Origin of the sequence: Methanohalophilus halophilus (assembly GCF_001889405.1) — an archaeon.
GTDB classification, from domain to species: domain Archaea; phylum Halobacteriota; class Methanosarcinia; order Methanosarcinales; family Methanosarcinaceae; genus Methanohalophilus; species Methanohalophilus halophilus.
In genome coordinates, this window is the sequence record NZ_CP017921.1 from 779,888 (window position 1) to 806,850 (window position 26,963).

Annotated in this window: 25 protein-coding genes; 15 read left to right on the forward strand and 10 right to left on the reverse strand. The window is 44.8% G+C overall.

From position 1 onward, the window contains the following. Positions 1-3: 3 nt before the first annotated feature. Positions 4-396: a thioredoxin gene (trxA, locus tag BHR79_RS03845; protein WP_072561146.1), complete on the reverse strand. Its 393-nt coding sequence runs from the start codon at positions 394-396 to the stop codon at positions 4-6. Positions 397-718: 322 nt separating this feature from the next. On the opposite strand from trxA, the gene BHR79_RS03850 reads away from it, so the two are divergent. Further along, positions 719-1,699: a restriction endonuclease gene (locus BHR79_RS03850; protein ID WP_072561147.1), complete on the forward strand. Its 981-nt coding sequence runs from the start codon at positions 719-721 to the stop codon at positions 1,697-1,699. A 3-nt stretch (positions 1,700-1,702) separates the two neighbouring features. Here the strand turns inward: BHR79_RS03850 and BHR79_RS10490 are convergent, their stop codons facing one another. Together BHR79_RS10490 and BHR79_RS03860 are read right to left on the reverse strand one after the other, a co-directional pair. Then, on the reverse strand, positions 1,703-1,915 hold the full coding sequence (locus tag BHR79_RS10490; protein WP_143743609.1) for a hypothetical protein: 213 nt from the start codon (positions 1,913-1,915) through the stop codon (positions 1,703-1,705). A 97-nt stretch (positions 1,916-2,012) separates the two neighbouring features. Continuing rightward, positions 2,013-2,990, reverse strand: coding sequence for a radical SAM protein (locus tag BHR79_RS03860; RefSeq protein WP_072561149.1), 978 nt, complete (start codon positions 2,988-2,990; stop codon positions 2,013-2,015). A 97-nt stretch (positions 2,991-3,087) separates the two neighbouring features. On the opposite strand from BHR79_RS03860, the gene BHR79_RS03865 reads away from it, so the two are divergent. The 10 genes from BHR79_RS03865 to BHR79_RS03910 all read left to right on the forward strand — a co-directional run bounded on the left by BHR79_RS03865 (position 3,088) and on the right by BHR79_RS03910 (position 14,187). Further along, positions 3,088-4,254 (forward strand): Coenzyme F420 hydrogenase/dehydrogenase, beta subunit C-terminal domain, encoded by a 1,167-nt coding sequence (locus BHR79_RS03865; protein ID WP_072562286.1) that lies wholly within the window; start codon positions 3,088-3,090, stop codon positions 4,252-4,254. 823 nt (positions 4,255-5,077) lie between these two features. After that, positions 5,078-5,359 carry an Asp-tRNA(Asn)/Glu-tRNA(Gln) amidotransferase subunit GatC gene (gene gatC / locus BHR79_RS03870; RefSeq protein WP_072561150.1) on the forward strand — a complete coding sequence of 94 codons (282 nt, stop codon included), beginning with the start codon at positions 5,078-5,080 and terminating at the stop codon, positions 5,357-5,359. A gap of 10 nt (positions 5,360-5,369) precedes the next feature. Next, a complete protein-coding gene (gatA, locus tag BHR79_RS03875) occupies positions 5,370-6,791 on the forward strand; it encodes an Asp-tRNA(Asn)/Glu-tRNA(Gln) amidotransferase subunit GatA (RefSeq protein WP_072561151.1) in 1,422 nt (473 codons plus the stop codon). Beyond that, positions 6,792-8,222, forward strand: coding sequence for an Asp-tRNA(Asn)/Glu-tRNA(Gln) amidotransferase subunit GatB (gene gatB / locus BHR79_RS03880; protein ID WP_072561152.1), 1,431 nt, complete (start codon positions 6,792-6,794; stop codon positions 8,220-8,222). Between the two features lie 89 nt (positions 8,223-8,311). Continuing rightward, positions 8,312-8,461: a 50S ribosomal protein L40e gene (locus BHR79_RS03885; protein WP_013038400.1), complete on the forward strand. Its 150-nt coding sequence runs from the start codon at positions 8,312-8,314 to the stop codon at positions 8,459-8,461. Between the two features lie 8 nt (positions 8,462-8,469). Beyond that, positions 8,470-9,213 (forward strand): geranylgeranylglyceryl/heptaprenylglyceryl phosphate synthase, encoded by a 744-nt coding sequence (locus BHR79_RS03890; protein WP_072561153.1) that lies wholly within the window; start codon positions 8,470-8,472, stop codon positions 9,211-9,213. 29 nt (positions 9,214-9,242) lie between these two features. Further along, a complete protein-coding gene (locus BHR79_RS03895) occupies positions 9,243-10,961 on the forward strand; it encodes an ABC transporter ATP-binding protein (protein ID WP_072561154.1) in 1,719 nt (572 codons plus the stop codon). A 116-nt stretch (positions 10,962-11,077) separates the two neighbouring features. Beyond that, positions 11,078-11,446, forward strand: a complete 369-nt coding sequence (locus BHR79_RS03900) for a phasin family protein (protein ID WP_072561155.1) — start codon at positions 11,078-11,080, stop codon at positions 11,444-11,446. A gap of 64 nt (positions 11,447-11,510) precedes the next feature. Next, positions 11,511-13,160 (forward strand): ABC1 kinase family protein, encoded by a 1,650-nt coding sequence (locus BHR79_RS03905; RefSeq protein WP_234970485.1) that lies wholly within the window; start codon positions 11,511-11,513, stop codon positions 13,158-13,160. Between the two features lie 61 nt (positions 13,161-13,221). Then, positions 13,222-14,187: a DUF128 domain-containing protein gene (locus BHR79_RS03910; protein WP_072561157.1), complete on the forward strand. Its 966-nt coding sequence runs from the start codon at positions 13,222-13,224 to the stop codon at positions 14,185-14,187. Between the two features lie 12 nt (positions 14,188-14,199). Here the strand turns inward: BHR79_RS03910 and tes are convergent, their stop codons facing one another. From tes to BHR79_RS03925, 3 genes are all read right to left on the reverse strand, one after another. After that, the gene (gene tes / locus BHR79_RS03915; protein WP_072561158.1) at positions 14,200-15,678 is read right to left on the reverse strand and encodes a tetraether lipid synthase Tes; all 1,479 of its coding nucleotides are present in this window, start codon (positions 15,676-15,678) and stop codon (positions 14,200-14,202) included. A 106-nt stretch (positions 15,679-15,784) separates the two neighbouring features. Further along, the gene (locus BHR79_RS03920) at positions 15,785-16,912 is read right to left on the reverse strand and encodes an isocitrate/isopropylmalate dehydrogenase family protein (protein ID WP_072561159.1); all 1,128 of its coding nucleotides are present in this window, start codon (positions 16,910-16,912) and stop codon (positions 15,785-15,787) included. Positions 16,913-16,937: 25 nt separating this feature from the next. After that, a complete protein-coding gene (locus tag BHR79_RS03925) occupies positions 16,938-17,420 on the reverse strand; it encodes a 3-isopropylmalate dehydratase small subunit (RefSeq protein WP_072561160.1) in 483 nt (160 codons plus the stop codon). 208 nt (positions 17,421-17,628) lie between these two features. On the opposite strand from BHR79_RS03925, the gene BHR79_RS03930 reads away from it, so the two are divergent. Together BHR79_RS03930 and BHR79_RS03935 are read left to right on the forward strand one after the other, a co-directional pair. Then, entirely contained in the window at positions 17,629-18,219 is a 591-nt protein-coding gene (locus BHR79_RS03930; protein WP_148039498.1) for a diacylglycerol/polyprenol kinase family protein, read from the forward strand. Between the two features lie 217 nt (positions 18,220-18,436). Then, positions 18,437-18,721 (forward strand): UPF0058 family protein, encoded by a 285-nt coding sequence (locus BHR79_RS03935; RefSeq protein WP_072361699.1) that lies wholly within the window; start codon positions 18,437-18,439, stop codon positions 18,719-18,721. 7 nt (positions 18,722-18,728) lie between these two features. Here the strand turns inward: BHR79_RS03935 and rimI are convergent, their stop codons facing one another. Both rimI and arcS read right to left on the reverse strand, forming a co-directional pair. Beyond that, on the reverse strand, positions 18,729-19,214 hold the full coding sequence (gene rimI, locus BHR79_RS03940) for a ribosomal protein S18-alanine N-acetyltransferase (protein ID WP_072561162.1): 486 nt from the start codon (positions 19,212-19,214) through the stop codon (positions 18,729-18,731). A gap of 20 nt (positions 19,215-19,234) precedes the next feature. Further along, positions 19,235-21,067, reverse strand: a complete 1,833-nt coding sequence (gene arcS / locus BHR79_RS03945; protein WP_072561163.1) for an archaeosine synthase subunit alpha — start codon at positions 21,065-21,067, stop codon at positions 19,235-19,237. 82 nt (positions 21,068-21,149) lie between these two features. On the opposite strand from arcS, the gene BHR79_RS03950 reads away from it, so the two are divergent. Both BHR79_RS03950 and BHR79_RS03955 read left to right on the forward strand, forming a co-directional pair. After that, positions 21,150-22,526, forward strand: a complete 1,377-nt coding sequence (locus BHR79_RS03950; protein ID WP_072561164.1) for an FAD-binding oxidoreductase — start codon at positions 21,150-21,152, stop codon at positions 22,524-22,526. Further along, entirely contained in the window at positions 22,523-23,584 is a 1,062-nt protein-coding gene (locus BHR79_RS03955; protein ID WP_072561165.1) for a (Fe-S)-binding protein, read from the forward strand. The genes BHR79_RS03950 and BHR79_RS03955 overlap by 4 nt, the downstream gene beginning before the upstream one ends. On the opposite strand, the gene BHR79_RS03960 is transcribed toward BHR79_RS03955, so the two are convergent. Both BHR79_RS03960 and BHR79_RS03965 read right to left on the reverse strand, forming a co-directional pair. Continuing rightward, positions 23,581-25,047, reverse strand: coding sequence for a hybrid sensor histidine kinase/response regulator (locus BHR79_RS03960; protein ID WP_072561166.1), 1,467 nt, complete (start codon positions 25,045-25,047; stop codon positions 23,581-23,583). The genes BHR79_RS03955 and BHR79_RS03960 overlap by 4 nt on opposite strands. 75 nt (positions 25,048-25,122) lie before the next feature. Next, positions 25,123-26,961: a YgiQ family radical SAM protein gene (locus BHR79_RS03965; protein WP_072561167.1), complete on the reverse strand. Its 1,839-nt coding sequence runs from the start codon at positions 26,959-26,961 to the stop codon at positions 25,123-25,125. Positions 26,962-26,963: the final 2 nt, after the last annotated feature.

Here is a 26,963-nt window from a genome sequence, read left to right on the forward strand (position 1 = left end):
CCCTCAGAGGAATGATTTAATTTTTTCCTGTATGTTTGCCTGTGGTAATGCGCCCACCATTCGGTCTGCAAGTTGCCCATTTTTGAACACAAGAAGGGTTGGAATTGCAGAGATCTGGAATTTTCTCGCAGTAACCTGATTCTGGTCCGTATCGAGTTTGCCAAAAACAACGTCTCCCTGCATCTGCCTGGCAAGAGAGTCTATTATCGGTCCGACCCTTTTGCACGGACCACACCATTCTGCCCAACAGTCCACTACAACAAGTGGATAGCGGCTTACAAAACCTTCAAAATCGGCATCTGATACTATCATGGCTTCTGCAGGCCAGTTGGCCTTTTCGAGGTCTGTCCTTATCTCTTCCATTCTCCTCTTCCTTATTTCTTCGAGCTCGTCCATGCTTCCCCTCGCATTATTTAGATATTTCATAAGCTATATCTGTGATTCTGATCAATTATCATTTAGCTATGTACTGCATACATTTAAAGGTTTGTATGGTTATTCACAAATAGTGCACAACCAACAATTGCCCATCCCGGAGGGGTTTCTATTACAAAAGCAGATAGTGAAAAATCAAGCAACCGTACAATATTCGATCAGAAATGTGTAACCTGTGGAACTTGGATGGATAGGATAGAGAATAAAAATAAAAATGCTGCCACAACAGTAACGTATTCCTGTCCAGAATGTGGCCTGTCCTATACAGTGGATGAATGATTTGATGTGGGAGATTAATCAACTGCTCAATACTGACCCGTATGATTTTGAAAGGCTGGTAGCTCATCTTTTTGAAAAAATGGGATATAATACCCACTCGACACAACAAAGCAGGGACGGTGGTGTAGATATTGAAATATCTATTGATAACTTTGGTCTTTCCCACCGATGGCTTGTCCAGGCCAAACGTTATTCAGGGCCTGTGGGAGTCAAGGAAGTACGTGAATATGGCAGTTTGTCCTACAGGGAAAATGTGGATGGAGTAATTATTGTTACAACTTCCAGTTTTACCGGTGAAGGAAGAAAGGAAGGGGCAAAACACAACCTTAAATTGATAGAAGGCCCACTGCTTACTGAGATGCTTAACCATTACTGTACTGATGAAGGAGAGAGTTTCCACCGGAAAGGACGGGGGGTTGATGTGCTTGAAACCGGGGAGGAAGTGTTTGGAAGACATAGCGCAACAATTGAAGGGAACAGGATCTGGCTGGTACTCACAAAGAAACATATCTATTTTGAAAAAATCACTGCCACCCTTTTCTCAAAGAAAAAAGAACTTATCAGGAGAATAGATGCAAGTTCTATTATAGGTTTGAAACAGGATACAAACTCACTCTATATAGTAATCGATGAGAAAAATCCTGAGGTACTGGCCCTTTCGATCAGGGAGCCGAAAAGTTTTGCAGAAAATCTTGAATTGTTTCGTCCTTCTTTTCTGCGGGGTGAAACCCTCCTGAAGCTTGAAAAGGAAAAAAAGGGTTGTCTGGTGCTTACCAACCGTAGATTTCTCATGATGGATAAAGGCAATATCGAAACTATCAGGTTGAAGGATATTGCAGGGGCAGAAATTGAGAAACAGGGTATTTTGCAAAAGGATAAACTTGCAATCCTTGAATCAAAGGAAAGTATTACCAGGCACATATATGATGTGGAAAACGCCTCTGACTGGAGGGAGGCAATCCTGAAAGGCCTGGGTAAGGAATGAATGTTATTTAAGCTGTTGCAAATAGCGCTGGTTCTTGAATACCCTTGTAATCAATGTGGCCACAAAAGCAATAGCAATACCAAGCAATATAACAAGTACCAGATTCCCTTCTTCGGCATACTGGAGGAGGAATTTAAAGAGCAGAGCAGTCAGGGCGATCCCTGCTATTATGATATAGCCCACATTGATGTTATAGAGTTTTTCTAACAGACTCATAGTCACCCCTTGGAATCCCTTTGCAATAAATACTTTCCTTAATTTTCGCACAGTGGCAAATTTTATCAATATACAGGATTTTTTGCCAACTGGTTTCTCATCCCAGATCTCTATGGGGCCCCAGGTCACAACCTGTGCATGGCAGGCACATTGTCCTGAAAAGCCTTGTATCAAGCCCGGCTTGATCCAGCTCTTCTCTCAGGAAACGGGTGAGTTTGAGGATCCGCTCCTTTGAAGGCCTCTCTATATTAACCTCCCCCTTTCTGAGGGGATGGCTTGTTGCGGGTCTCAGGATAGGAACCACGCCTCTTCGTACAAGTTCCCTTATTCCTTGCATTACAGTCTCATCATTTTCTCCCAAACCGATTATGAAATTGGAACAAACCCTGTTCTTGCCAAACATCCGGACAGCTTCGGAAAGGCAGTCCAGTATAAAATCAAGATCCTGTTCGCCGCAGAGCTCGCTGTATAGCTGGCGATCCATGGTCTCGACATTATATTTTATCTCATCTGCGCCGGCCTCTTTTAACAGTTTGTTGGAATTGATTGTGGGATATACCGAAACCCCGATGGGTACATGGTACCTTTTGCACTTCCTGACAACATCGACCGCCCGGTCAACTTCCTTTTCAACTTTTTCATCCACTCCGGCAGTGATGGATATGGCTTTCATCTTTCCTGTATCATGTGCTTTTTCTATCATGTCCAGCACTTCTTCCACTGATTTGACCCTGCCGTTGAGTTTTGGGACAGGGCAGAATTTACAGTCAAAGATACAGGTCTCGGTCATATTGATATACGCCTGCTCGGGACAGTGAAGCAATTCTTCTTCAATTTGTCCGCAGGCAAGGAGCTTCTCATCTTTGTAGATACAGATCTTTCCATCCTTTTCAATCGCTTTTAAAGGGGAATTTGCATCTGCTCCAAGTTTTACCCGGTGTCCTCCAGAAGTAAAAAAGAAACCTACTTTACCGGCACCCGGTCCTGCACTTGAAACAAGGGTTTTTCCGAGTAGGTTTTCATCGATTGCCACTCTTCCTGTTGCCAGTAATTCGGCTTTGGTCTGGGCATCCATGTACTCATGGTGGGTAGTAAGATTAATTATAGTTTTCTGCCATCAGTTTATAATAGTGCAGACAAATCCTATTGTAGACAGTTTTGCGGTGGATATAATGAAGCAGGATCCTATTTGTAAAAGAGAGGTTGCAGAAGACACTTCTTTCCAGAAGGAATATGACGGTAAAACCTATTATTTTTGTTCAAGTGAATGCCTGAAAACATTTAATGAGATGAAGAAAAGTGTAATACGTCTCAAACGCAGTCTTGACGAAAAGAAACGTGTTTCTTTTGGCAAACTTAACAAAGATGTTATCAAGCCCGGTATCTGTACCCTTTGCGGTGCATGTGCTGCATCCTGTGAATCCATAGCAATAAAGGATAAACGTCCCAGGATTGTAGGCCCATGTACGTCCTGCGGTGTGTGCTATAACCAGTGCCCTCGCACCATTACTACAGAAGAGGAACTTGTGGGTAAACTCAGGTTTGCATACAGTGCCAAAAGTCTGCTTCCCCACCACAATGGACAGGATGGAGGTGCTGTTACGGCATTGCTGGCTTATGGACTGGAGGAAGGTTTGATCGATTGTGCGGTAGTAACCACCCATTCAAAGGATCAACCCTGGAAACCGGTTGCAATTATTGCTGAGGATCGTGCACAGGCGCTTGAGTCCTCTGGTAGCATGTATTCTCACAGCATGACAATGGAACAATTGATGCAGGCCATCCAGCAAGGTATGCGAAGTATTGCTTTTGTGGGTCCAAGTTGCAATATAGATGCAGTCCACAAGATGCAGCGTAGTCCCTATGGTTTTTTGCATCTGTTCATGAGAGCCAATGTGTTGCGTCTGGGACTATTCTGTATGGACACATTTTCGTATGAGGGCATCAAGGAATTTGTTGAAAACCATGGCATGAGACTTGCGGATATTGATGCAATGAAGATTCGTAAGGGTAAGTTTGAGTTTGAGCAGGCAGGTCAGATAAGCAGGTTCTCTCTATCCGAATTTGATGAATACAGGTCTAGCTCATGCAAGTTCTGTACCGACATGGCGGCAGAAAATTCCGATATAAGTTTCGGGGGTGTGGGTACGCCGGATGGTTGCACCACGGTTTTTGCCCGATCAAGTATTGGTTATGAGATATTCAATGAAGCTGTGGAAAATGGTTTCATAGAGGCCCGGCCCCTGGAGGATTATGAGATGGACAGGGTGCTCAATCTTGCCAGGATGAAGAAGGTACAGATGTATGGTGTAAACCGCAGGAGTAAAAAAGCCCGATGAGAAAATATTAGGCCCGGGGCCGTTCCTTTTGGAAGAAAAGCACAGTTTCGTTTAGTGTAACGTCCTTTATGGTTTTGGGGTTTATTGTGGGATAACAGTAATAATGGATAGTTTAAAGAATGGATAATTGGGAATGTTGATATAAAATTGGATGTGGCTGCTGCCAATAAGTTGAAAAAATAAATAAGAAAGAAGTAGTATTTCTTCCTCAAGGGAATGGGCACACTCTCAAAATATAAGTTCAAGAGTTTCTTGTCCGTTCATTCCTTCTTCTTTTCTTCTTTAAGGACAAACTTCTTTCCACAAAGGTCACATTTGCCTTCTTCTGTGACACTTGGTTGCCTTGGTGCATCACCGCCACAAACTCCACATTTTACCATTCTTTTCACCTCCCCAGGTTATATGCGGTTTAACATTGGTTAACAATGGATATATGTTTGAGCATCATTAAAAAATATCTATATTGAAAATTATATTACATAATTTATGGCCAAATGATAACATAAATTGTCAATATTTAGATAAAAGCGTTTGTTAAATTGGTTTAGCTGGAATTTGATACCTTATTCAGGTGTAACCTTCCTTTGTTACACAATCTTCCACTACCACCTTTTCTCCACCTATGGCAATAATGACGGCTCAATGAACGAAAGCCTCTTATAAATTTATTGTTTAAAGGTGTAATCGAATAGCAGGTAGGAACTCATAAAATCATATCAACTTTTGAAAATCATACGATATAAAACATAGTTTCAACCAATATTGATAATATCATATTTTGTGTAACACATACGCTATATAACGCTTACCGAGGCTTCATATCATGATCACAAAGGAACAGGTAGAACACATCGGCTGGCTTGCACGGGTCAATATCGATGAGGAGGATGCTTCCGAATTTGCATCGGAACTGAGCACAGTACTGGATTATTTCGGACAGCTGGATGAGGTGGATACCTCGGATGTCAAGCCTACATACCACGTTGCAGATATCATGAATGTATTCAGGGAAGATGAGCCAAGAGGTTCCCTGGAGCAGGATGCCATTCTTGCAAATGCTGAAGAGGTACAGGATGGCTACATTAAAACTCCAAAGATCATCTGAGGGCCAAAAAATGCTGGACGGTTTATCTGATATAAAAAACAGGATTGTTTCCTCATCAGCCGAGGAAGTTGTTGCCTCCTATCTGGAAAGAATAGAAAAAAGTAACATTAACGCCTTCACCTGTATTGCAGAAGATGCTATTGAGCAGGCTAAAAAAGTTGACTCTCTGGATATTGAAGGTCCTCTTGCAGGTGTGCCCATTGCAATCAAGGATAATATTTCCACAAAGGGATTATCCACAACCTGCAGTTCTGCCATCCTTGAAGGTTATGTGCCACCCTATGATGCTCACGTGATCGAAAGATTGCGAAAGGCCGGTGCAGTGATAATCGGCAAGTCCAACATGGATGAATTTGGTATGGGTACTTCCACTGAAACAAGTACCTATGGTCCAACTCTTAATCCCTGGGATACAGAAAGAGTGGCTGGAGGATCGTCAGGTGGCAGTGCCGCCGCTGTAGCTGCAGGGCAGGTTCCTGTCTCGCTGGGCTCGGATACAGGTGGCTCGGTGCGTTGCCCGGCGGCTTTTTGTGGGGCCGTGGGCCTGAAACCAACCTATGGGGCGGTCTCCAGGTACGGATTGGTTTCTTATGCCAACTCTTTAGAACAGATTGGCCCCCTGGCAAATCGTGTTGAAGATGTCGCAGCCCTGATGGACGTTATTGGCACATATGATAACCGGGATTCAACCTGTGTTAAACATAATGCCGGTTATACTGATACCCTTCAGGATGGTGTGGACGGGTTAAAGATCGGAGTTCCTGATGAATACTTCGGGGAAGGCATCGATGATAATGTACAGAAACTGGTATGGGATGCCATTGGTAAATTCGAGGACATGGGAGCTGAATACACAAAAGTTTCCATGCCAAACACGCCTTATGCACTGGCAGCATATTATATCATAGCCATGAGTGAAGCTTCTTCCAACCTTGCCCGTTTTGACGGTACTCGCTATGGCAATCGTTCAGAGGGGGAGAACTGGCATATGATGGCTTCAAAGACCAGGCAGGAAAAGTTTGGTGCAGAGGTAAAAAGACGTATCCTGCTTGGAACTTATGCTCTTTCTGCGGGCTATCATGACAAATATTATCTAAAGGCCCTCAAGGTCCGCACTCTTGTAAAACAGGATTTTGAAAGAGCCTTTGAGGATGTGGATGTATTAATGGCACCCACAATGCCAACTCCTGCCTTCAAGATAGGGGAAAAAATGGATGATCCACTGTCCCTGTACCTCTCGGATGTCAACACTGTCCCGATTAATCTCGCAGGGGTGCCTTCCATATCAGTGCCGTGTGGCTTTTCCGAAGGTCTGCCTGTAGGACTGCAGGTAATCGGGAACTACTTTGATGAAGCTACTATTCTCAAAGCAGCCCACTCTTTTGAGAAAAATACCGATCATCATACCAAATTGGCCGCAGAGGTGGTATAAATGGTATACGAAAATCCCGATGGTGTGATGGTAGGTCTGGAGATACATGTCCAGCTCAACAAACTTGCTACCAAGTTATTCTGTGGTTGTTCTACGGATTATCATACTTCACAACCCAATACTCATGTATGTCCGGTATGTATGGGCCTTCCCGGTTGTCTGCCGGTGCTGAACAAAAGGGCTGTGGAATATGCTATCAGGATCGGTCTGGCCCTAAACTGTGAGATTGTGGAACAAACCCAGTTCCATCGTAAGAATTACTACTATCCCGATCTTCCAAAAGGTTTTCAGACCACCCAGTATGATTACCCGATTGTCAGTGACGGCAGGGTGGTAATTGAAGGTGAGGACGGTGAACATGTCGTTCGTATCAGGCGTGCCCACATGGAGGAAGACCCGGGCAGACTGATGCATATGGGTTCCATTGACAGGTCCAAGGGTACACTGATTGATTACAATCGATCGGGCATGGCCCTGATTGAGATAGTTTCCGAGCCGGATATGCGCAGTCCCCGGGAAGCCAGACGTTTCCTGGACAAGCTGCGTAACATCCTTGAATATCTGGATGTCTTCGACAGTACCCTGGAAGGCTCGATGAGGGTGGATGCTAATATTTCCATAGGTGGCGGTGACCGAACCGAGGTAAAGAACATCTCTTCCCACAAAGGCGCCGAAAGGGCCCTGCTCTATGAAATCATGCGCCAGAAGAATATCAAACGCCGGGGGGAAGAAGTTGTTATGGAAACACGTCACTTTGACGAGGCCCGTGGGGTCACGATTTCCATGAGGACCAAGGAAGAAGAGCACGATTACCGCTATTTCCCAGAACCCGATCTGGTACCCATGAGGGTTGGAAGCTGGGTTGACGGTATCCTTGAGACTCTCCCCGAACTGCCGGATGCCAGGCGCAGCAGGTTCATTTCGGATTACGGGATGGTGGATACCCACGCCAAGGCGCTGACATCTGACATCAGGGTGGCGGATTTCTATGAAGAGGTTGCCTCAAAGGTAGACCCTGCCGCAGCAGCAGTCTGGGTTTCCGATGTTCTCAAGGGAGAGCTCAATTACCGTGATCTAACCATAGCTTCCTTTAACGTAGAAAATATGGTAAAGATCATTGAGCTGGTGGCCAGTGGTAAAATTACCGAAAAGGGAGCTGTGGAGATCATACGCAATATCCTTGATGAAGGTGGCTCGCCGATGGATATTGTGAAAGAGAAGGGTCTGCTGAAGGTAGAGGGTGATGTGGTCGACGAGGCTGTAGGGGAAGTTTTGAAAGAAAACCCCGACGCTTTGGAGGATTATTTTGCAGGTAAGGAAAAATCCCTGAACTTCCTTGTGGGCCAGGTAATGAAGAAAACACGTGGTCGTGCGGATGCCCGCTCAGTACGTGAGATGATGCTGGAGGAAATCGATAAGAATTATCGATGATTCCTCCTCCAAAACAATTATATGTTTTGAGGGCTATTTAGCCAGCCCGATACTATTAATTTAATTACAATTATTACAAAGGTGAGAATATGGCAAGATTCCCCGAAGCTGAGGAACGTATACTTAACAAGAAGATCTGCATGAATTGCAATGCCCGTAATGCTGTAAGGGCTGTTAAATGCAGAAAGTGTGGTTACAAAAATCTCCGTGTAAAATCCAAGGAAGTAAAGAGAGGCTGATCGGTCTGATGCAGGTGGAAGAGTACCTCAATGACATTGTGAAGAGGGACGGTTGTGTCCATCTGACGCTTATAGACCCCGCCTCCCAAAAACCCGAAAGAGCGGTAGAGATTGCAAAAGCTGCCGTTGAGGGAGGCACTGATGCGATAATGATTGGGGGTTCCACCGGAGCGATGGGTCAGGTTCTTGACCAGACCCTACAGCTGATGAAAGAACAAATTAATGTGCCAACTATTCTTTTCCCCGGCGATTCCGCAGGCGTGAGTTCATACGCCGATGCTATATTTTTCATGAGCCTGCTGAATTCCAGGGATATCAACTACATTGTTACCAACCAGGCGATGGGTGCGCCCCTTGTACGTAAATTCGGCATTGAACCCATTCCAATGGCCTACCTGATCGTGGAACCAGGCGGTACGGTTGGATGGGTAGGGGATGCACGTTTGCTACCCCGTACAAAACCGGAGCTTGCTGCAGCCTATGCTCTTGCTGGATCTTATTTTGGAATGCGCTATGTTTACCTCGAGGCAGGCTCGGGTGCAGAAAAACCGGTTCCAGTTGAAATGGTGGGTGCTGTGAAACATGCTATCGATAAAGGACACCTGATAGTAGGTGGAGGCATCCGCGACCGTAATGCTGCAGCTGCCTGCGCAAAGGCAGGAGCGGATATGATCGTGACAGGTACTGCCGTGGAAGATGCTGGCGATGTCCGCGCAAAGATTGCTGAATTTGTTTCTGCGATCAAAAGTTAAAAATGGATTTCCCTTAATGAGGTGGGGAAATGCTTAAAGTAAAAGGTATTTCAAAAATTTACGATTCTCCCTGCGGGAAAAAACAGGTACTTGAGGACATCAGTTTTACCGTACAGAATGGCGAAATACTTGGCATTACAGGTAAAAGTGGTAGTGGCAAATCTACACTACTTGAAATTTTGCGTGGAATAGAAACTTTTGACAGTGGAACGATTGAGATTGACGCAACGGCTATAAATCCGGATATGGGGCAAACCGGTCAACGTTTTTTGATGAGCAATAGTGCCCTTCATCTTCAGCGCAACTTCAGCCTCTGGTCCGGTAAAGCGGTTGAAAATATAATCCGCAGGCTTTATTATGCAAGGGAAGGTTACGAAGCCCTTCCGGAAAACGATCATCCCCTTTATGATGAAATGTATGAAGAGGCAATGGCCTATCTGGGTATTGTGGGTTTGAAGGAAAAAGCCCTGCATTTTTCTGGAGCATTGAGTGGGGGAGAGAAACAACGCCTCATTCTTGCCCGCCAGCTTGCATCCCGGCCATCCGTGCTGCTGCTGGATGAACCTGTCACAATGGCAGGTCCGGATTCCAAACAGCAAATACTGGACATAATTCTTCTTCTGAAAGAAAAACTCAACATTCCTATTCTGGTAGTATCCCATCTGCCGGAAATTTTGAGCTACCTTGCCGATGATATGCTCTACATTGATGAAGGAAAAATTGTGGCATCAGGTAGCTCTGGCGAAGTTCTGGATAAGTTCCTTCATGGAATGGCTGCTAAAAAACCTCTGGGTAATTTTTCAGAAGAGGTTTGTGTCAGGGCAGAAAATCTTGCCAAGCGTTATTCCCTCTGGAGGGTAGGCGAAGTTTTGGACCTGAAGGATATCTCTCTTTCTGTTAACAGGGGTGAGATACTGGGTTTGATAGGTCCTTCCGGAAGTGGTAAAACAACCCTGCTAAGGATGCTTGCCGGTCTCCTCGAACCCCAAAGCGGAAGGGTCCTTTATTCCCTTGAGGATAACTGGGTTGATATTTCCCGTTTCAGCCCGCAAAGAATGGAAATGCGCCGCAGAATGAGTATCATGCATCAGGAATTCACTTTGTCCCCTCATTCGACAATAGGACAGCATATAGCCTTTAAACTCAGGCTCAAAAGGGAGGGTGCAATAGAACACGCCCGCCAAAAAGCAGAGGAGCTGGGTATCTCTGAAAAGATGCTGGACACGATTTATCAGTTGCCAGATATGGCAGAGGCAGAAAAAGAACAATCCCTTTCAAAAATGGGACTGACACCACAGGTCTACCTTGAATTATTCCCCGCCTGGCCGGACCTTGATGTGGCCAAATATGCAGAACCTGTATTTGATGCTCTGGATCTTTCTCCTGACATACTTGAAAAGAAACCTGCACAGATAAGTGGTGGAGAACATGTGAGGTCCTATATTGCAGTATCTCTTGCCACATCTCCCGATATACTCATGCTGGATGAACCCTTTGGAGATCTTGACCCCGTAACTCTGAGAGATGTTACCAATTCTCTCAAGGAAATAAATCGCAGGTTTGGTACGACCATAGTTTTTGTCAGCCATCACATGGATTTTGTGAAAGAAGTGGCCCACAGGGCAGCTTTGGTATCCGGCGGTCAGGTGATTGAAGAAGGGGATGCACGGGACGTATGTGATAAATTTATAGAATCAACCGGTGTAACCTATATTGGAAAGGGTATTGAGGGGCTCCTTTCAAAGTAATTCTGATATTTTTGTGCTGACAAAGTTTTCAAGATGTGTGCTAATTCTTTCTTCTGCTTATTTTCATTTTGTTTATATATTATTGAAACACAATATACTGGTGGAGGTTTAATAAAATGTACGATCCTGTATATTATATGAAAAAATTTGGGCTTTTTACCGTGGGTCTGTATGCCCTGACCGAAGAGAAGATTAATGAGTATGTGAAAGACCTCGTCGAGAGTGGGGAAATTAACAGGGAAGAGGGTAAAAAGTTCGTGACGGACTTGATTGAATCCAAGAGAAAGCAGCAGGAGGAGATGGAGGATAAGATGTCTTCCCGTGTCAAGGAAGCTGTCAATAAATCCGATGTCGCAACTCAGGAACATGTAAAGAACCTGGAAGAAAAAATCGACCGTCTTGAAACGATGCTTGCAAAATCTATGGGCGAGGATGCACCCGCTGAGGAAAAAGGCAAGCATGAAAAAGATGATGAATGGTCCTGATGCCATTCATCCCTAATATCTCTTTTTTGATAACATGGTACCGGGTATTTCTCACAGATATTCAATGGTTAAGCGGTACGGGCGAATCATAGATGTACTCGTATCTAACGGATTTGGTTATTTTGTGGATAAAATGGGCCTCTGGTCAATGGGGTCTGTTCGCAGTCGTGTCAAGGATCGGTTTGGAAGGGAAAAGGAAATTGATACCCGTCCGGAAAGGGCACGGAAGGTACTTGAAGAACTGGGGCCCACCTATGTCAAATTCGGCCAGTTACTCAGCATGCGGGAAGACCTGATACCCCTGAAATACGCACAGGAATTTACAAAACTTCAGAACGATGTCCCCCCTTTTCCCTTTGAAGATGTAAAAGCAGTACTCAAAAGTGAACTTGGCAGGGATATACCTGAACTCTTTTCTGATTTTGATGAAAAACCGGTTGCAGCTGCATCTATAGGTCAGGTCCATAAAGCACGCCTTCATAGCGGGGAAGATGTGGTTGTAAAGATACAGAGGCCAGGTATTCGCCGCATCATTGAGGCGGACCTGGATATAATGTACAGTCTTGCCGGGTTTGCCCAGCAGCATATCGAGGAAATAAAACTCTACAACCCGGTAGCTGTTGTAGACGAATTGTCAAGGTCGATTCACTCGGAAATGGACTATACTCAGGAAGCAAGGAATATCGAACACTTCCTGAACAACTTTGAAAAAGATCCTGTTATTATAATTCCCCGGGTATACAATGATTACAGCAGCGACCGCGTACTTACCCTGGAATATATTGAAGGGGTAAAATGTAATAAATTTGAAAACCTGGCAAATGAGAATCTGGATCGGGAAAAACTTGCCACAAATGTTTCTGAAGCTTTTATGAAACAGGTTTTTGAACATGGCTTTTTCCATGCTGATCTCCATTCGGGCAACATATTTGCCCTGGAAGACAACAAAATAGCCCTGCTGGATTTCGGGATGGCGGGCCATCTTTCCGAAGATATGCGTGGGCTTTTGATAGATGCCCTTATAGCCATTACAAACGGGGATAGTACCCAATACATAGAGGTTATGCGTGATCTGGGAGTAGCGGATGAAAAACTGGATGTGCGTTCCTTCAAAGCAGATTATGATCATTTCCTTTTCAAGTATTATGGGCGCACGTTAGATCAGGTGGATGCCACAGAAGTCTCCTCTGAAATGTTGTCTCTTTTGCGTAAGCATCAGATAAAGGTTCCTCCGAATGTTGCCCTGCTTTTTAAAGGAGTAATGACTGTAAGTGGGTTTGCTATGCAAATGGTCCCGGATTTCAATGTAACTGAAATCGCCGAGCCTTATGCACGTAAATTCATGAAAAAACGCTTTTCTCCACGTAATATAGCCAAAAACAGTTCAAAGAATCTCTGGTATGTAAGCAGGCTTCTCAGTCGTGCCCCGTTGCAGCTTTCACACATTCTCGAGGTTGCCGAAAAAGGCTACCTGAATCTTAAATTTGAACATGAAGGAACCGACCGTCTCCTTTCGGAAATAAGTGTTGCCTCCAACCGGCTTGCTTTCAGTCTTATCATTTCTGCCATTATAGTTGGTTCTTCCCTGGTTATACAAACCGGTATGGAACCCCAGATGTGGGGAGTTCCGTTATTTGGTCTGTTTGGTTTCTTTGCTGCCGGGATTTTCGGTATGGGTCTGATTATATATATTATTAGAACTGGAAGTCTATAACATCACAATTTACATATTGCAAATATGCTAAATATAATGTCCATAAAAATGGAGGATTCCTATGACTGACCCCCAGATCGAAAGAAAACTTATCGAAATCATGCGTATTATCAATGAAAGTGACAGGCCTGTAGGTGCCCGTATCATTGCCGACGAATTACGCAACAGGGGTTACAATCTTGGTGAAAGGGCTGTACGTTATCACCTCAGAATACTGGACGAGCGGGGCTTTACTGAAAAGCACGGCTATACAGGTCGCTCCATCACATTAAAAGGCAAGGAAGAACTGGAAGAGGCCCTTATCGGTGACAGGCTTGATTTTGTAATCACAAGGATTGAGGACCTGATCTATCGCACAGATTATGATCCCGTTAAAAAGCAAGGGAATGTGATTGTAAATGTATCCTATGTGGACAAGGATGATTTTGAAAAGACTGCCGGCTTGATGAGAAGTGCAATTGATTACTCAATAAGTCCAAGGGTAGGAATTTTTGAAGAAGATTCGGAGGATATATTTGTTCCAACGGGGAAAGTGGGGATTGCGACAGTTTGCAGTATTACTTTTGATGGAATTCTCCTGCGGCATGGAATTCCGGTCAAACCTAACTTTGGAGGAATTCTTTCCGTGGAAAATAATGAACCAGTGGTTTTTAAAGACCTTATTTCGTACAGGGGCACATCTATAGATCCGATTAAGATTTTTTTGATGCGCCAATCAACATCGGTAACAGGATTGCTTCAGTCGGGTTTTGGAACCATATTGGCTAATATGCGTAGTATTCCACAATCTGCTGTTGAAAATGCCAGTCTTCTTTTCCAGCAATTGCATGAGTCTGATATAGGCGGGTTGCTTGCGATGGATAACGAATCGGGTAATGTGCTGGGCGCACCTGTAGATGTTGGCATGTCGGGGATTGTTGTTTCTGTAGGCGTAAATGCCCTGGCTGTTGTTGAAGAATACGGTATTGATGTAACTACCCGTCCGGTTTCAACGATTATGGATTATGGAACAATGAAACCCCTGTGAGATAATCTGTTTTCATTTTGTATTTAGATTGTAGGGTTTCAGGAATTGTCCTTCCACCTCATCTCTGTGGAATGCATTGTAACTACAGAAAGGAATAATCCTTCCGTCTGGTGTGGCATAATGGATCCCACAGCGGCAAACTCTTTCCAGGTCAAAATTATAGAGATCCTGGAAATGCATTGCTCCAACAAAAAGTGATTTCCGGTGGAATTGGCTGGTCACTTCCCTTTCTCCTTCCTTTATTATGTTAATCAGCATTTTTGTAATATTGATTGATTTGGGAGCCTTTTCCTGATCGACCAGTTTTGGGATTTCCCGGACTACCCTGGCAAGGTTGATAAGGTTCCTGGCTTTTGTACCGTTGAGATCCTGTGTGGCATCATCAAGCAATTCGATAAATCCCTCAACATCAAGGAAATCTGTAATCGGTATGATCCTGCCTTCCTCCACAAAAAGGTATGTTGCGGCTCCACAGTGTGGATGGACTGTAAATTCGGGGAGGTATTTTCCCTGTACTCCTTCTATAAAACGCGAGATGGGTACCACAAAGGGTATTGGGTACCAGGCATTTTCGGCCACTTCCCCTGAGGTCTGATCTGCAAGTCCCTTTATCAGGTCAGGAATTGTAAATCTCTGTTTTTCCCTGCTTTGCCTGTCAATTCTGCCGGTGAATGCCACAGGCTGAAAGTTGATTCCTTTCACCACGTCCAGCTTATCGGTGGCAAACCGAACAATATCGGCAAGTTGATCGTCGTTTTCCCCTTTTACCAGGGTTGGCACGAGAACGATACTGTGAATACCTGCTTCACGGCAATTACCGATTGCTTTTTCTTTTACAGGCAGGGCATTGAAATTACGTATCTTTTGGTAAGTTTCTTCTTTGACCCCATCAAAGGAGAGGTATATTGTATGCAATCCTGCATTTTTCAGTTTTCGGGCAAATTCAATATCTTTTGCGATTCTGACACCGTTTGTAGCTATCTGAATCTGGACAAACCCCATCTCCTTTGCCTTCTGGATCATGGCGGGCAGGTCATCTCTGACAGTTGGTTCTCCGCCTGAGAATTGTATTGCTGGACAGGGGGTTGGTTTTTCTTCCCTCAGGATTTTTAGCATATTTTCTATCTGCTGGAAAGTAGGTTCATAAATGAAGCCCCTGGTTTTTGCATTGGCAAAACAGATGGGGCAATTGAGGTTACAACGGTTTGTAACATCGATGTTTGCAAGAAGGGTTGTTGTTTTATGGGACGGGCACAGTCCGCAACTCAAGGGACAACCCTCATCATCTGAAGTCAGAGGGTTTGAAACTCCGTTTCCTTCATGACGATATTTCTGGAACTTTCGGTACAGGTTGGCATCCGACCAGTAAACTTCTTCGAATTTGCCATGTTCTGGACATTCCTTTTCCATCAATACTCTGTCATTATTTTCAAATATACTGGCTTCTATGACTTCCTTGCATTCCGGACAAACAGATTTAGTGCTATGCATATACGTACCCTTCCCACATGTGAACCTACGTTCTGCACCTATTTATCAGGTGCTTAAAAAAGGGAGGTATACATTACCCCGTCAGCAAACCTCCCTGAAATTTCACTTATTCTTCAAGTATTATTCTTGCGATATCATCTCCCACATCGGAGGTTTTAGCGCTGCCTCCCATATCATAGGTTTTGACATTGTTCTCCATGATATTTTGTTCAATGGCAGAAACAATACTTGCTGCAGCTTCATTTTCTCCGAGTTGGTCTATAAGCATGGAGCCGGCCCATATTGTGGCGATAGGGTTGACTTTGTTCTGCCCCTTGTACTTGGGTGCAGAACCGTGGATTGGTTCGAACATGCTGGTTCCTTCGGGATTGATGTTTCCGCCGGGTGCAAGTCCCAGTCCTCCCTGTATCATTGCGCCCAGATCGGTGATTATATCTCCGAACATGTTGGGGGTTACAACTACATCAAACCAATCGGGATTTTTGACAAACCACATGGTAATAGCATCAACATAGTTGAAATCTGTTTCAACATCGGGGTGTGTGGCAGCTACATTTTCAAATTCTTCTCTCCATAATCCATAGATATCGGAGAGCACATTTGCCTTGTCCACTGAAGCCACATGTTTGTCACGCTTTTCTGCAAGGTCAAAGGCATACTCGATAACCCTTCTGGTACCCTCTTTGGAGATCATTCCTATCTGATAGGCAATTTCCTCACTGTCGGTTTCTATGTCAAGGTCAAATTTTGCGGAGTACAGGGAACGTGAGACCTCAAGCATTTCCTTGCTGGTACCCTTCTTGGACCTTCCACCGATTCCGATATAGAAATCTTCGGTGTTTTCCCTTACCACTGTAAAGTCAATATCTTTCGGAGTTTTATCCTTTATAGGAGTCCATACTCCCTCGAGAAGTTTTATTGGACGCAGGTTGATGTACTGGTCAAAATAAAAACGTGCAGCAAGCAGAATGCCTTTCTCGAGCACGCCCGGGGCAATCCTGGGGTCTCCTATAGAACCCAGGTAGATGGTTGAATAGTCGGACAGTTCTTTGAGTGTGTCCTCGCCTATCAGTTCCCCGGTTTCAAGGTAATGGTCAGCACCGTGCGGATAATCGATCCAGTCCACATCGAATCCGAATTTTTCTCCTGCGGCATCTATAACTTTCATTCCTTCTGCTACAATTTCCGGGCCGATGCCATCTCCGGGAATTACAGGCACTTTATATTGGGTCATTGTTAATATCTCCGGTATTATCAGATTAATCGATTATCTTTCGTGTGTATTCTATAAGTCCGCCGGCGTTTACAATCTCCCTTACAAAATCAGGTAGGGGGGTTGCCTGATACTTTTCTCCTTTGGACAGGTTCTCGATTACACCGGTGGAAATATCCACTTTCAGTTTATCATTCTCATCTATACTGTCGGTATCAGCACATTCCAGTAATGGTACACCGATGTTGATTGCGTTTCTGAAAAAGATTCTTGCAAAGGATTTTGCAATAACGCATCCAACCTTTGTCCCTTTTAATGCCAGGGGTGCATGTTCTCTGGATGATCCGCAGCCAAAATTGCTTCCAGCAACGATTATGTCATTTTCCTTTACATTTTCTGCAAAATCTGGTCTTACTCCTTCGAACGCATGTGCTGCAAGTTCTTCAGGGGTGTTTAGGACCAGAAATCTTCCCGGGATAACCGCGTCAGTATCTACGTCATCTCCGAATTTCCAAACTTTTCCTTCCATTCTATCACCGGCAAATCAAATCACTGGATGAGATGGCATCTTGTATCCAGAATTGTGCTAATAATACTAGATAATCATATAATAATCTCATCCTTGAATGGTATATTTTTTCCACATTTCATCTGAAATAACAATTTGTAGCATCATGTATGGTTATATCGGCTTTCCAATAGCAAAATATATCCATTTACCTGCCAGATTCCAGATGATGGCAGCTTATAATAATGATTCATTGTGTGGCAATAAGGCGCTTCCTTTACGCAAAATTGTGCATATGTCGGGAGTGGCGGTTCCTTTTATCGCGGATATTTATGGCAGGGAATATGCCGCACTGGCACTTGCAGGTGCAACACTTGTCTTTCTCATTATGGAAGCAATCAAACCGGCTGAAAAGAAAAGGTATCTATATGGTCTTTTATGGAGGAAGGGAGAGAAGGAAGTTTTCGCACTCGACCCTCTGTTTTACATTCTATCTTTTTTTGTCCTTCTGGGTCTGAGCTATTTTGTAAATGAAGGTATATGTTATGCTTCCATGGTAGTCCTGGCTCTGGGTGATGGAGTGGCGCCACTGATCGGTCGTCTGGGAAGATGGCGGCTGCCCGGCTCATGTAAGACGGTGGAGGGTACCACTGGAGGAATAATCCTATCTTCTATAGTAGGATTTTATTTTGTTGGAGTACTGGCTGTTATTGGTAGTGTGGCGGGGATGGTCACGGAATGTTCTATTTCCCGCCATGACAATCTTTTTATACCCTTTGCTGCACTTGTGGCAATGCTTTTAGGAAAGGCACTCTTTTAAAACAAATTAGGAAATATTTCAGACTATTATTTTACTAAGCCGGATTCTCCCCTTAAATATACGGGCATTGTTAATTATTATTAGTTGTAATTAAATAGAAAATAATATATACTATAACAAGGCAATATTTTTCCGTAGGGAATGGTTTTATCTAACTCATTTAGATTCTATTTCTGAGTCTATGCTGCTTTAAATTGATATAAAACAGGTTATTACAATGCACAAAGATGAACTGATCCAGTTGCATACTTTGATGGCCCAAATCAAAAGGTATCTGGAAGATCAGGGTGTAGAGCACGATTTTGAGGATTATAACTCCCTCTCCATAAGTCCGGTTCACATCCATCGAAGCAAAGCAGAACACAAGCATGCAATCTTTATCCTCGGCAATCACCTGGCATCCATTATTTCAGAAGATGAGATATCCAGTGTAAGCAGGACCTCTATCAGGATGCAGGAATTTGCCGAGAGATCGGGACATGGGGTTTCACATAGTAATTGAACGGAACTTAAGATATGGCAGGCCAATTGGCTGTCAGTAAATCTTCATGCAAACCTGCGGGATATAGATATTTCTTCATAATTATTCCACATTCCCCATCTATGTAATAACCCGGTTCATACCAGCAATCGACAAATCCCATGCGACTATAAAGATATCGGGCCTTTTTATTGCTGGCACGTACTTCCAGGCGCACATATTTTACATTCAGGTTGCGGAAATGTCTCTGTATTATTTGTAATAATGTCTGGCCTATTCCCCTTTTCTGGAATTCTTTTTTAACGGCAAGGGAAAATATCCTTCCCTCCTGTTCACTACTGCGGTATCCCATTACAAAGCCTGTAATGGTTTTCCCGCTTTCAGCAACAAAAAAACCTTCCGGGTTCATTTCATAGAAATTCATGTAGGTATAGGGGTCATGGTCCTCGAATGCCTCAATTTCAATCTGGAGTACTTCAGCAAAATCCCTTCCTTCGAATCTTCTAAACAACAATGTTGCCCCTCCGGGGACTGTTACAATTTTTCGACGTGCCTTACATCCACGGCAATGCCCCGGCTTGAACGTATCATTTCGGGGCCGCTCATTGCAGCACGTCCAACACAGAATGCTTTATCTCCGCATATGAACACTTCATCATTGGGGCGAATCCGTTCATCTGCATCGAGGACTCCAGGTGCAAGTATTGAACCCCGTGGCACAAAATCATCGATATTTACAACATAATCTCCGGTTTTGATAATCCTTTTAGCTCCTTCGATGGTCAGGGCTATTGTACCATTTTCGGGAATCAGGGTTATGAGTTGTTCCTTATCGAGAAATGCCTGGTAGCGGGGGAAAGGGGCCTTTATTTTTGAATCAGGAGGTAAAAGGGTTTCACCGGATCTCGCACCAAACTGGTAATCTGCAATGGCTTTCAGCATGTCCCGCCTGTAATCTCCCCTGTACCTGAGCCCGTCGCACAATTCTTTCATCGTATCTTCCAGTTTGTGCAGGGAGTTTTGGGAAGTCACATTTCCGTCGGATGTGTAAGTTATGTCCAATCCGAGCTTATTGGATACGTTCTCACATATACTGCGATATTCATTTTCCACATGTGCTACAATATGTTTGTAAGGATGTTTTAGCAGGAAGTCCTTCAGGCATTCCTCCACCCATCTGTGTTCCTCTGCATCCCAGTAGCCCGTTACCGTGGTGTCATAATGTGCTGCAGGATATGTGACTTCCAGTTCCCTGGGTACTATTCCCAGGGGTGAGGTAATTATGACTTCCTGTACAAGTTTGAGATTTTTGCCAAGTGCCTTGCGGAATCTGGAATGGGTCATAGAAATAGAGTAGGGTTTGCGGGCTGAACAGGGTAAAAGTAGCAGGACATCCTTGTCTGGGGGTGTATATCGCTGCTGTATTCGTCGGGCAAAGCGTACAACTTCAGGCCTTGTCAGGGATTCAGAGGTTGTTGCAAGCAGGGGTGCGGATTTGAAAAGGGCTGTTCTCTCTTCGAGGAAATCATATTCTGCATCACTCAGGCGCAGCATTGCCACAAGGGCGGGGTCATGCCGACATCTTCCTTCCACGTATTCCCTGAGGGAGGCACTGCGTATCCTTTGTCTGACAAGGGCCACTTCTGCCTCAAGGGTAGCTATGTTATGTTTTTCAAGTAGACGGGCACGTTGCTTTTTATCCATATCCTTTACTTCTTTTGCATTCATGCCGCTGCAATGGGCGCAGCAGCAGGGTAATTCTGCAAGTCTGTCCAGATGGATGAAACCGGCTGATGTCATGTATTTATCTTCAAAGGCAGCGATAGTCGCTCTTGTTGTATCCAGGATGTCCACTCCCAGGTAAATCAGCATGGCAACATTTTCCGGCAGCGCGATATTTGGTGCATACAGGGCCGAATCCGGTGCAATGTTCTTCCTGACCTTCATGAGATTAGCCAGCAGCCTGCGAGGGTTGCCTTCATGGCAGCCGATGCCGTCTGCCACATAGAGGTCCCGTATAGTTTCCGGGTCTCTTTCAGAATAGGCTATACCCGTGGGTCCCTCATCAGCTGGCACATCAATCTTTTCACAGGTAACATCTCCTGCGACCATGGGTGAATATGTGCAGGAGGGCATGATCATGAGTTTATCTTTTCCCACACGCTGCCTTAACTCCAGGGTGGCTAGTGTTGCTGCTTTTCCATTCCTGAAATGCCACTGGTTGCCTGGATATATTATATCTCCTTCTGCCTCTGGTTTGAGGGAAGAAGTGTCAATTACCGTTGGTGTAGGGATTGTGCTGTTAAGATAGAGGCTTCCCGTTCTTGCAGCCCCGTCTCGCTGGTGGACTTCAAAGTATCTGGTCATGGCATAGAATAGAACTATATAGATGTAAACGTTTTCTACTCAATCAGATAATATTGATCAATACATTACAGGTTGAACGTATATGCTTCTTAACAGGCTGAAGGAGATAGTCGGCGATAATAACGTAAGTAATTCGGCCTCGGACATTTGTTGCTATTCTTCGGATGCATCCCAGGTAAAGGGTCGTCCTGAATATGTGGTACGCCCCCATAATTCAGAACAGGTGAGCAAGATAGTAAAACTTGCTTCTGAAAACGAAATTCCAGTCGTGGCCCGGGGTGCTGCCAGTGGTCTTGCAGGTGGCGCAGTACCGGTCCTTGGTGGAATTGTGCTGGACATGAGTGGTATGGATGAGATTATCGATATAGACATTGATAATCTGCAGGTAACCATCGGTCCCGGGGTCGTGCATTCCAGACTAAACGAAACACTGAAGCCCCATGGTTTTTTCTTCCCTCCCGACCCTGGCAGTACTGCTATGTGCACCCTGGCGGGCCTTATCGCAAACAATGGTAGCGGAATGCGTTCCGTGAAATACGGGACCACGAAACGCTATGTGCTGGACCTTGAAGTAGTCCTTGCGGACGGCAGCATCATCAGGACCGGTTCAAGAACACTAAAAATGGCTTCAGGTTATGACCTGACATCCCTTATGGTAGGTTCTGAAGGGACCCTGGGCATAATTACCGAGGCGGTTTTGAGGATTCATCCCCTGCCCCGCACCAGGCTGGTAATTCTCCTTTCCTTTGATAGTGCGGAAAAAGCGGGGGGCGCAGTTGTGCGTATCCTTTCCTCGGGTACAATCCCTTCAGCTTGTGAAATACTTGATAGTACCACTATCCGTGCCCTGAAATCCTATGATCCGAGTCTTGATATCCCTGATGCAGGTGCGATTCTCATGGTTGAGGTGGATGGTTCGGAAGGTGCGGTCTCCGAGGCTTCAGAAATGGTGAAAAAGGTATGTGAAGGGATTGCGAATGACATACGTGCTGCACGGGATGAAGAGGAAAGTGACCGTATCTGGGCTGCCCGGCGAATCGTGGGTGCGGCAATAAGCCGCCTGGATCCTTTGCGCAATCGGGTGTATGTAGGTGAGGATGTCGGTGTGCCGATAAAAAAGATACCTGAAATGATCGAGAATGTGCACAGGATATCCGATGAAGTAGAAATCCCGATTATGATATATGGCCATATAGGAGATGGCAATCTGCATACCGGCATGAGTATAGATATGCTCAGTGAGGAAGAATGGGACAAGCTCCACAGGGCTGCTGACCTTATCTACCGCAAGGCAATAGAACTAGGAGGAACGGTCTCCGCAGAACACGGTATTGGTGGTGCACGCTCGAACTATATGGAACTTGAGCATCCTACATCCCTGCCGGTAATGTCCCTTATCAAGAAAGCCCTTGATCCCAAAGGAATCCTCAATCCCGGCAAATTGGGGGTGGATAAATGAATGATGAAGAGCGCAGGTCGATCCTGAAATGTGTGCACTGTGGAACCTGCAGGGCTTATTGTCCCGTTTTCAATGAATATGGCTGGGAATCCACCAATGCACGAGGCCGAATGCTCATAGCCCAGCAGATCGATGATGATTCGGATATTGATGACAGTTTCCGTTTTTCCCTGGATACCTGTACAACCTGCGGGATATGTGAGCAAATGTGTCCTTCCGGGGCAACACCGCCGGATGTAGTTGAAGATGCACGTGCAGCTGTTGTGCGCAAAGCCGGAGCCAGCAAGGCTCAGGAAAAACTCAAAAAGGATACTGTTGAATGGGGCAACCCCCTGCGCGAATCCCGGCAACGCCTGCACTGGCTTGAACCGGCGGAGAGGGAAGAACTGCCTGATAAATGTGAATATGTTTATTTTGCAGGCTGTATGACTGCATACAGGTATCCGGAAGTTGCACGCAAAACCTTTGACATCCTCAAGAAATTCGGGGTGGGTGTTTTGAAGGACGAGGTATGCTGTGGCTCCCCTCTGCTTCGCACAGGCACTGGTGCCTCCGAATTGATCGAGCACAACCTGGAGCAGATAAAAAAGAGCGGGGCAAAGACCATAATCACAGGATGCGCCGGTTGCTACACTACCCTGAAAAAGGATTATCCCGATGAGTTTGATGTACTTCATGTTTCTGAGTTTTTAGAGCAAAAACTCGATGAACTTGATATCCGCAAACTTGATATTTCCGTGTCCTATCACGACCCCTGCCATATAGGCAGGGCACATGGTATCTATGAAGCACCGCGCAATGTTATCAGGCGTATCTGCAATCTTGAGGAGATGGACACCCACCATGAAAATGCACGTTGCTGTGGTGGTGGAGGTGGTGTGAGGAGAAGTTTCTCAGACCTTTCCCAGTCTCTTGCCTCCAAAAGACTGGATGAGATTCCAGAGAAGGCCGAAATACTCGTAACTTCCTGTCCCCTGTGCCGCTCCAATCTTGAGATGGCTGCAGGAGACCGTGAGCTCATAGATCTTATTGAGCTGCTTGAAAAGGCCATCTTTTAATTTTGATTTGACGAGAGTTTCACGATAATTTGCGTGAGGCTCTCGCTTTCTGTTATTTTCAGTTCCCCTTTGTGTGTGTCGATTATTTCCCTGCAAATGCGTATACCTGCATCGTCCATGTTTTCAAGAGTAGATGTACTGTCTTCGATTTTGTCTGGTAATTCACGCACATATTCAATACAGATATCGATATTTTCGCCCCTTTTCAGGGTTGTGATGGATATTGTGGAATCTGCCGGGCAAAACCTGATGGCATTATCCAGCAGGTGGAGGAATACTCGCCTGAGGTAATTATAACTGCCAGAAATTTCACAAATTTTGTCATCAAAGCAGGTATCTATAGTAATTCCCTTTTCCCTGATTTGAATGGAAATATCCTGTAGTATTTCTTTTAAAAATTTGTTTATATCCAGGGGGCTAAAGGAATAGCGTATGTTGTCTCTGGCTGTATCATCTGCATAAAACAATGACTCAATGAGTCTGTGTAGAAATATTGAATTGCGAGAGATGGACTCCATGGCTTTTTTCTGTTCTGAGCCAAGTTCTCCGAGCCTTTCTTTGCTGAGCAGGTCGCTGAAGCCTTTGAGGGATATCATGGGAGTGCGAAGTTCATGACTGGTATTGGCAATGAATTCTTTTTTGACCTGATCAATAGTTTTTAGTTCTTCATTGGCCCTTTTAAGTTGCTCTTCAGTTTCTTTTTGGGCAGTAACATCTTCACCGGCAACCACTATTTCTCCAACTTCTCCTTTCTCATCCCTCAAAACAGTTTGGCGCCAGCGAATTAACCTATTTTCTCCTTTGCGGTTTATAATATGATTTTCCAGGTATTCGGGTATGCCCTTTTCTTCTTCGAGTAGTCGTTTGAATTGCTTCTTGACCTTTATTTTTTCCTCTGCAGGAACAAAACTGTCAATCCAGTTTTTTTCCATTAGTACGGAGGTCTCATATCCCAGCACCTTTGCAGTTTTTTGGTTTGCAAGTTTGATATTCATATGCCTGTCTAGGATTATCATTATGGAACCTGCCGTGTCTATGTACTTGAGTGCCAGGTCCCTTTCCTGACGGATCTGCTCCTGCAATCCTTTTACTTTTAAAAGGGTCTCAATACGGCTCTTGAGTATGAACTCATCAACCGGCTTCAGGACAAAATCATCCGCACCATTATTGAAGGCCCTGATTTTTTCTTCCCTGTCATTTATGGCTGTTACGATTATCAGTGGGATGGCACGTGTATCTTGGCGTTGCTTGATGATCCTGCAGATTTCATGACCACTGATATCATTCAGCTCGATATCCAGCAAAATCACATCCGGAGTTATTTTTTCCATAATCTCCAGGCTGTCAATTCCTGAATTTGCCTTTGTTATGGTATACTCTGCCTGAAGCATCCTCTCGATAATATCGATGTCTTCAGGCCTGTCATCTACCATCAGTATTTCTAATTGCTTCTTTTGAAGCATGAGCAATCTCCTGTAGAGTTTATATCTGCAGAGTATATATACATATAGCCATATAAAATCCATTTTGAAAAAAGTTCATTTCTTTTTGGATTCCCACATGCCGTTTTTACCGGATATCAGACATTTCCAGCTGTTACCCACAAGATCCATCCGGTCTGCCTTTTTTAAAGCTTCAAGGATATATTTGCGATTTCGTTTATCCCTGTAATGAAGGATTGTGCGCTGGATCTTCTTGTCTCTTCGCGAAGTGGCAACTTCTATATTTTCCCCTGTGAAGGGGTCAATTCCGGTATGATACATGCAGGTGGATGCCGTCATGGGGGTAGGTGTGAAATCCTGGACCTGCTCACTATACAGTTTTTTATCACGTATGTATTCGGCAGTTTCTATCATCTCTTTTAGCCCGCAACCCGGATGGCCGGACATGAGATATGTCTGGAGGTATTGCTCTTTGCCCAGTTTCTTGTTGATTGCTGAATACATTTCCACAAACTTTTCGAAAACATCCCTGCCGGGTTTTCTCATACTGTCGGTAACCTCTTTTGAATAATGCTCCGGTGCCACTGCAAGTCTTCCACTGACATGCTTTTTACATATCATTTCCAGGTACTCAGGTTGGGTCAGGGCAAGATCGTAGCGCACACCGTAGGTAATGAAAACGTTCTTTACCCCCGGTATTTGTTCCAGGCGGTTTAATAGTTCCATGTTTTTGCTGTGGTCAGTATTCATTGACGGGCAGACTCCGGGGTAGAGGCAAAACTTGTCGGTACACACCCCTTTGTCTTTCCAACGGGAACATTCCATTGAATACATATTTGCGGTGGGCCCGCCCACTCCATTGATATTTCCCTTGAAATCTTTCATTTTGGTGAGGCTTTTTGCCTCTCTTAAGAGTGATTCAATACTCCTGGAATTAACCATGCGGCCCTGATGGTGGGCGATGGCGCAGAAAGAGCAGGCACCAAAACAACCTCTGTGGGTAGTGAGGGAGAAGCGCACCGGCTCAATAGCAGGGATGTCTTCTTTGTAAGCGGGGTGTTTTTGTCTTGTGTAAGGTAACTCATAAACCTCATCCAGTTTCTGGGTTTCAAGAGGTTTTGCCGGAGGATTCTGGACAATGATAGTTTTGGGGTGGGGCTGGACCAGCATTTTCCCGTTTCCCGGGTTTTGCTGTTGCCAGAGGGTTTTGTAATTTCTGGCAAATGCTTCCTTTTCTTCTGACACAGTGGTGTAGGATTCCAGTTCGATATAATCCATGCCTTTAAGTTCTTCTTTCCAGGTCTTCACCGGGGTTTTCCAGACGGTACCGGGAATGTCCTTTATTTGTTTGATATCTTCTCCTGCCTGTAATCTGCGTGCGATTTCTTCTGTCTGGGTTTCGCCCATCCCATATATCAGAAGATCTGCCGGGGCATCTGCAAGAATTGATTTCCTTACCTTTCCTGACTGGAAATCATATTGTGCAAGTCTGCGCAGGGAAGCTTCCACGCCTGCAATCACAATAGGGGCATCCGGGTATGCCTGATGTATACGATTGGAATATACAATGGTCGCCCTGTCCGGTCGCATGCCATGGGCGCCTCCCGGAGAATACATGTCACGCTTACGTGGTTTGAGGGATGGTGTATAGTTGGATACCATTGAGTCCATGTTGCCGGCGGTTGCGGCAAAGAAAAGTTGCGGTTTTCCAAGTTTTTTAAACTCTTCCGGTTTATCGTGGGCAGGCTGGGCTATTATCCCTACTCTAAACCCTCTGGCTTCAAGGAGGCGGCCTATCAGGGCAGCCCCGAAGGAAGGGTGATCAACGTATGCATCGCCTGTCACTATGATTATGTCAAGGGTCTCCCATCCCCTCTGATGCATTTCTTTTTTTGACATGGGGAGGGGCTTTGGTGTTTTTTTATCGTGTTTCATTG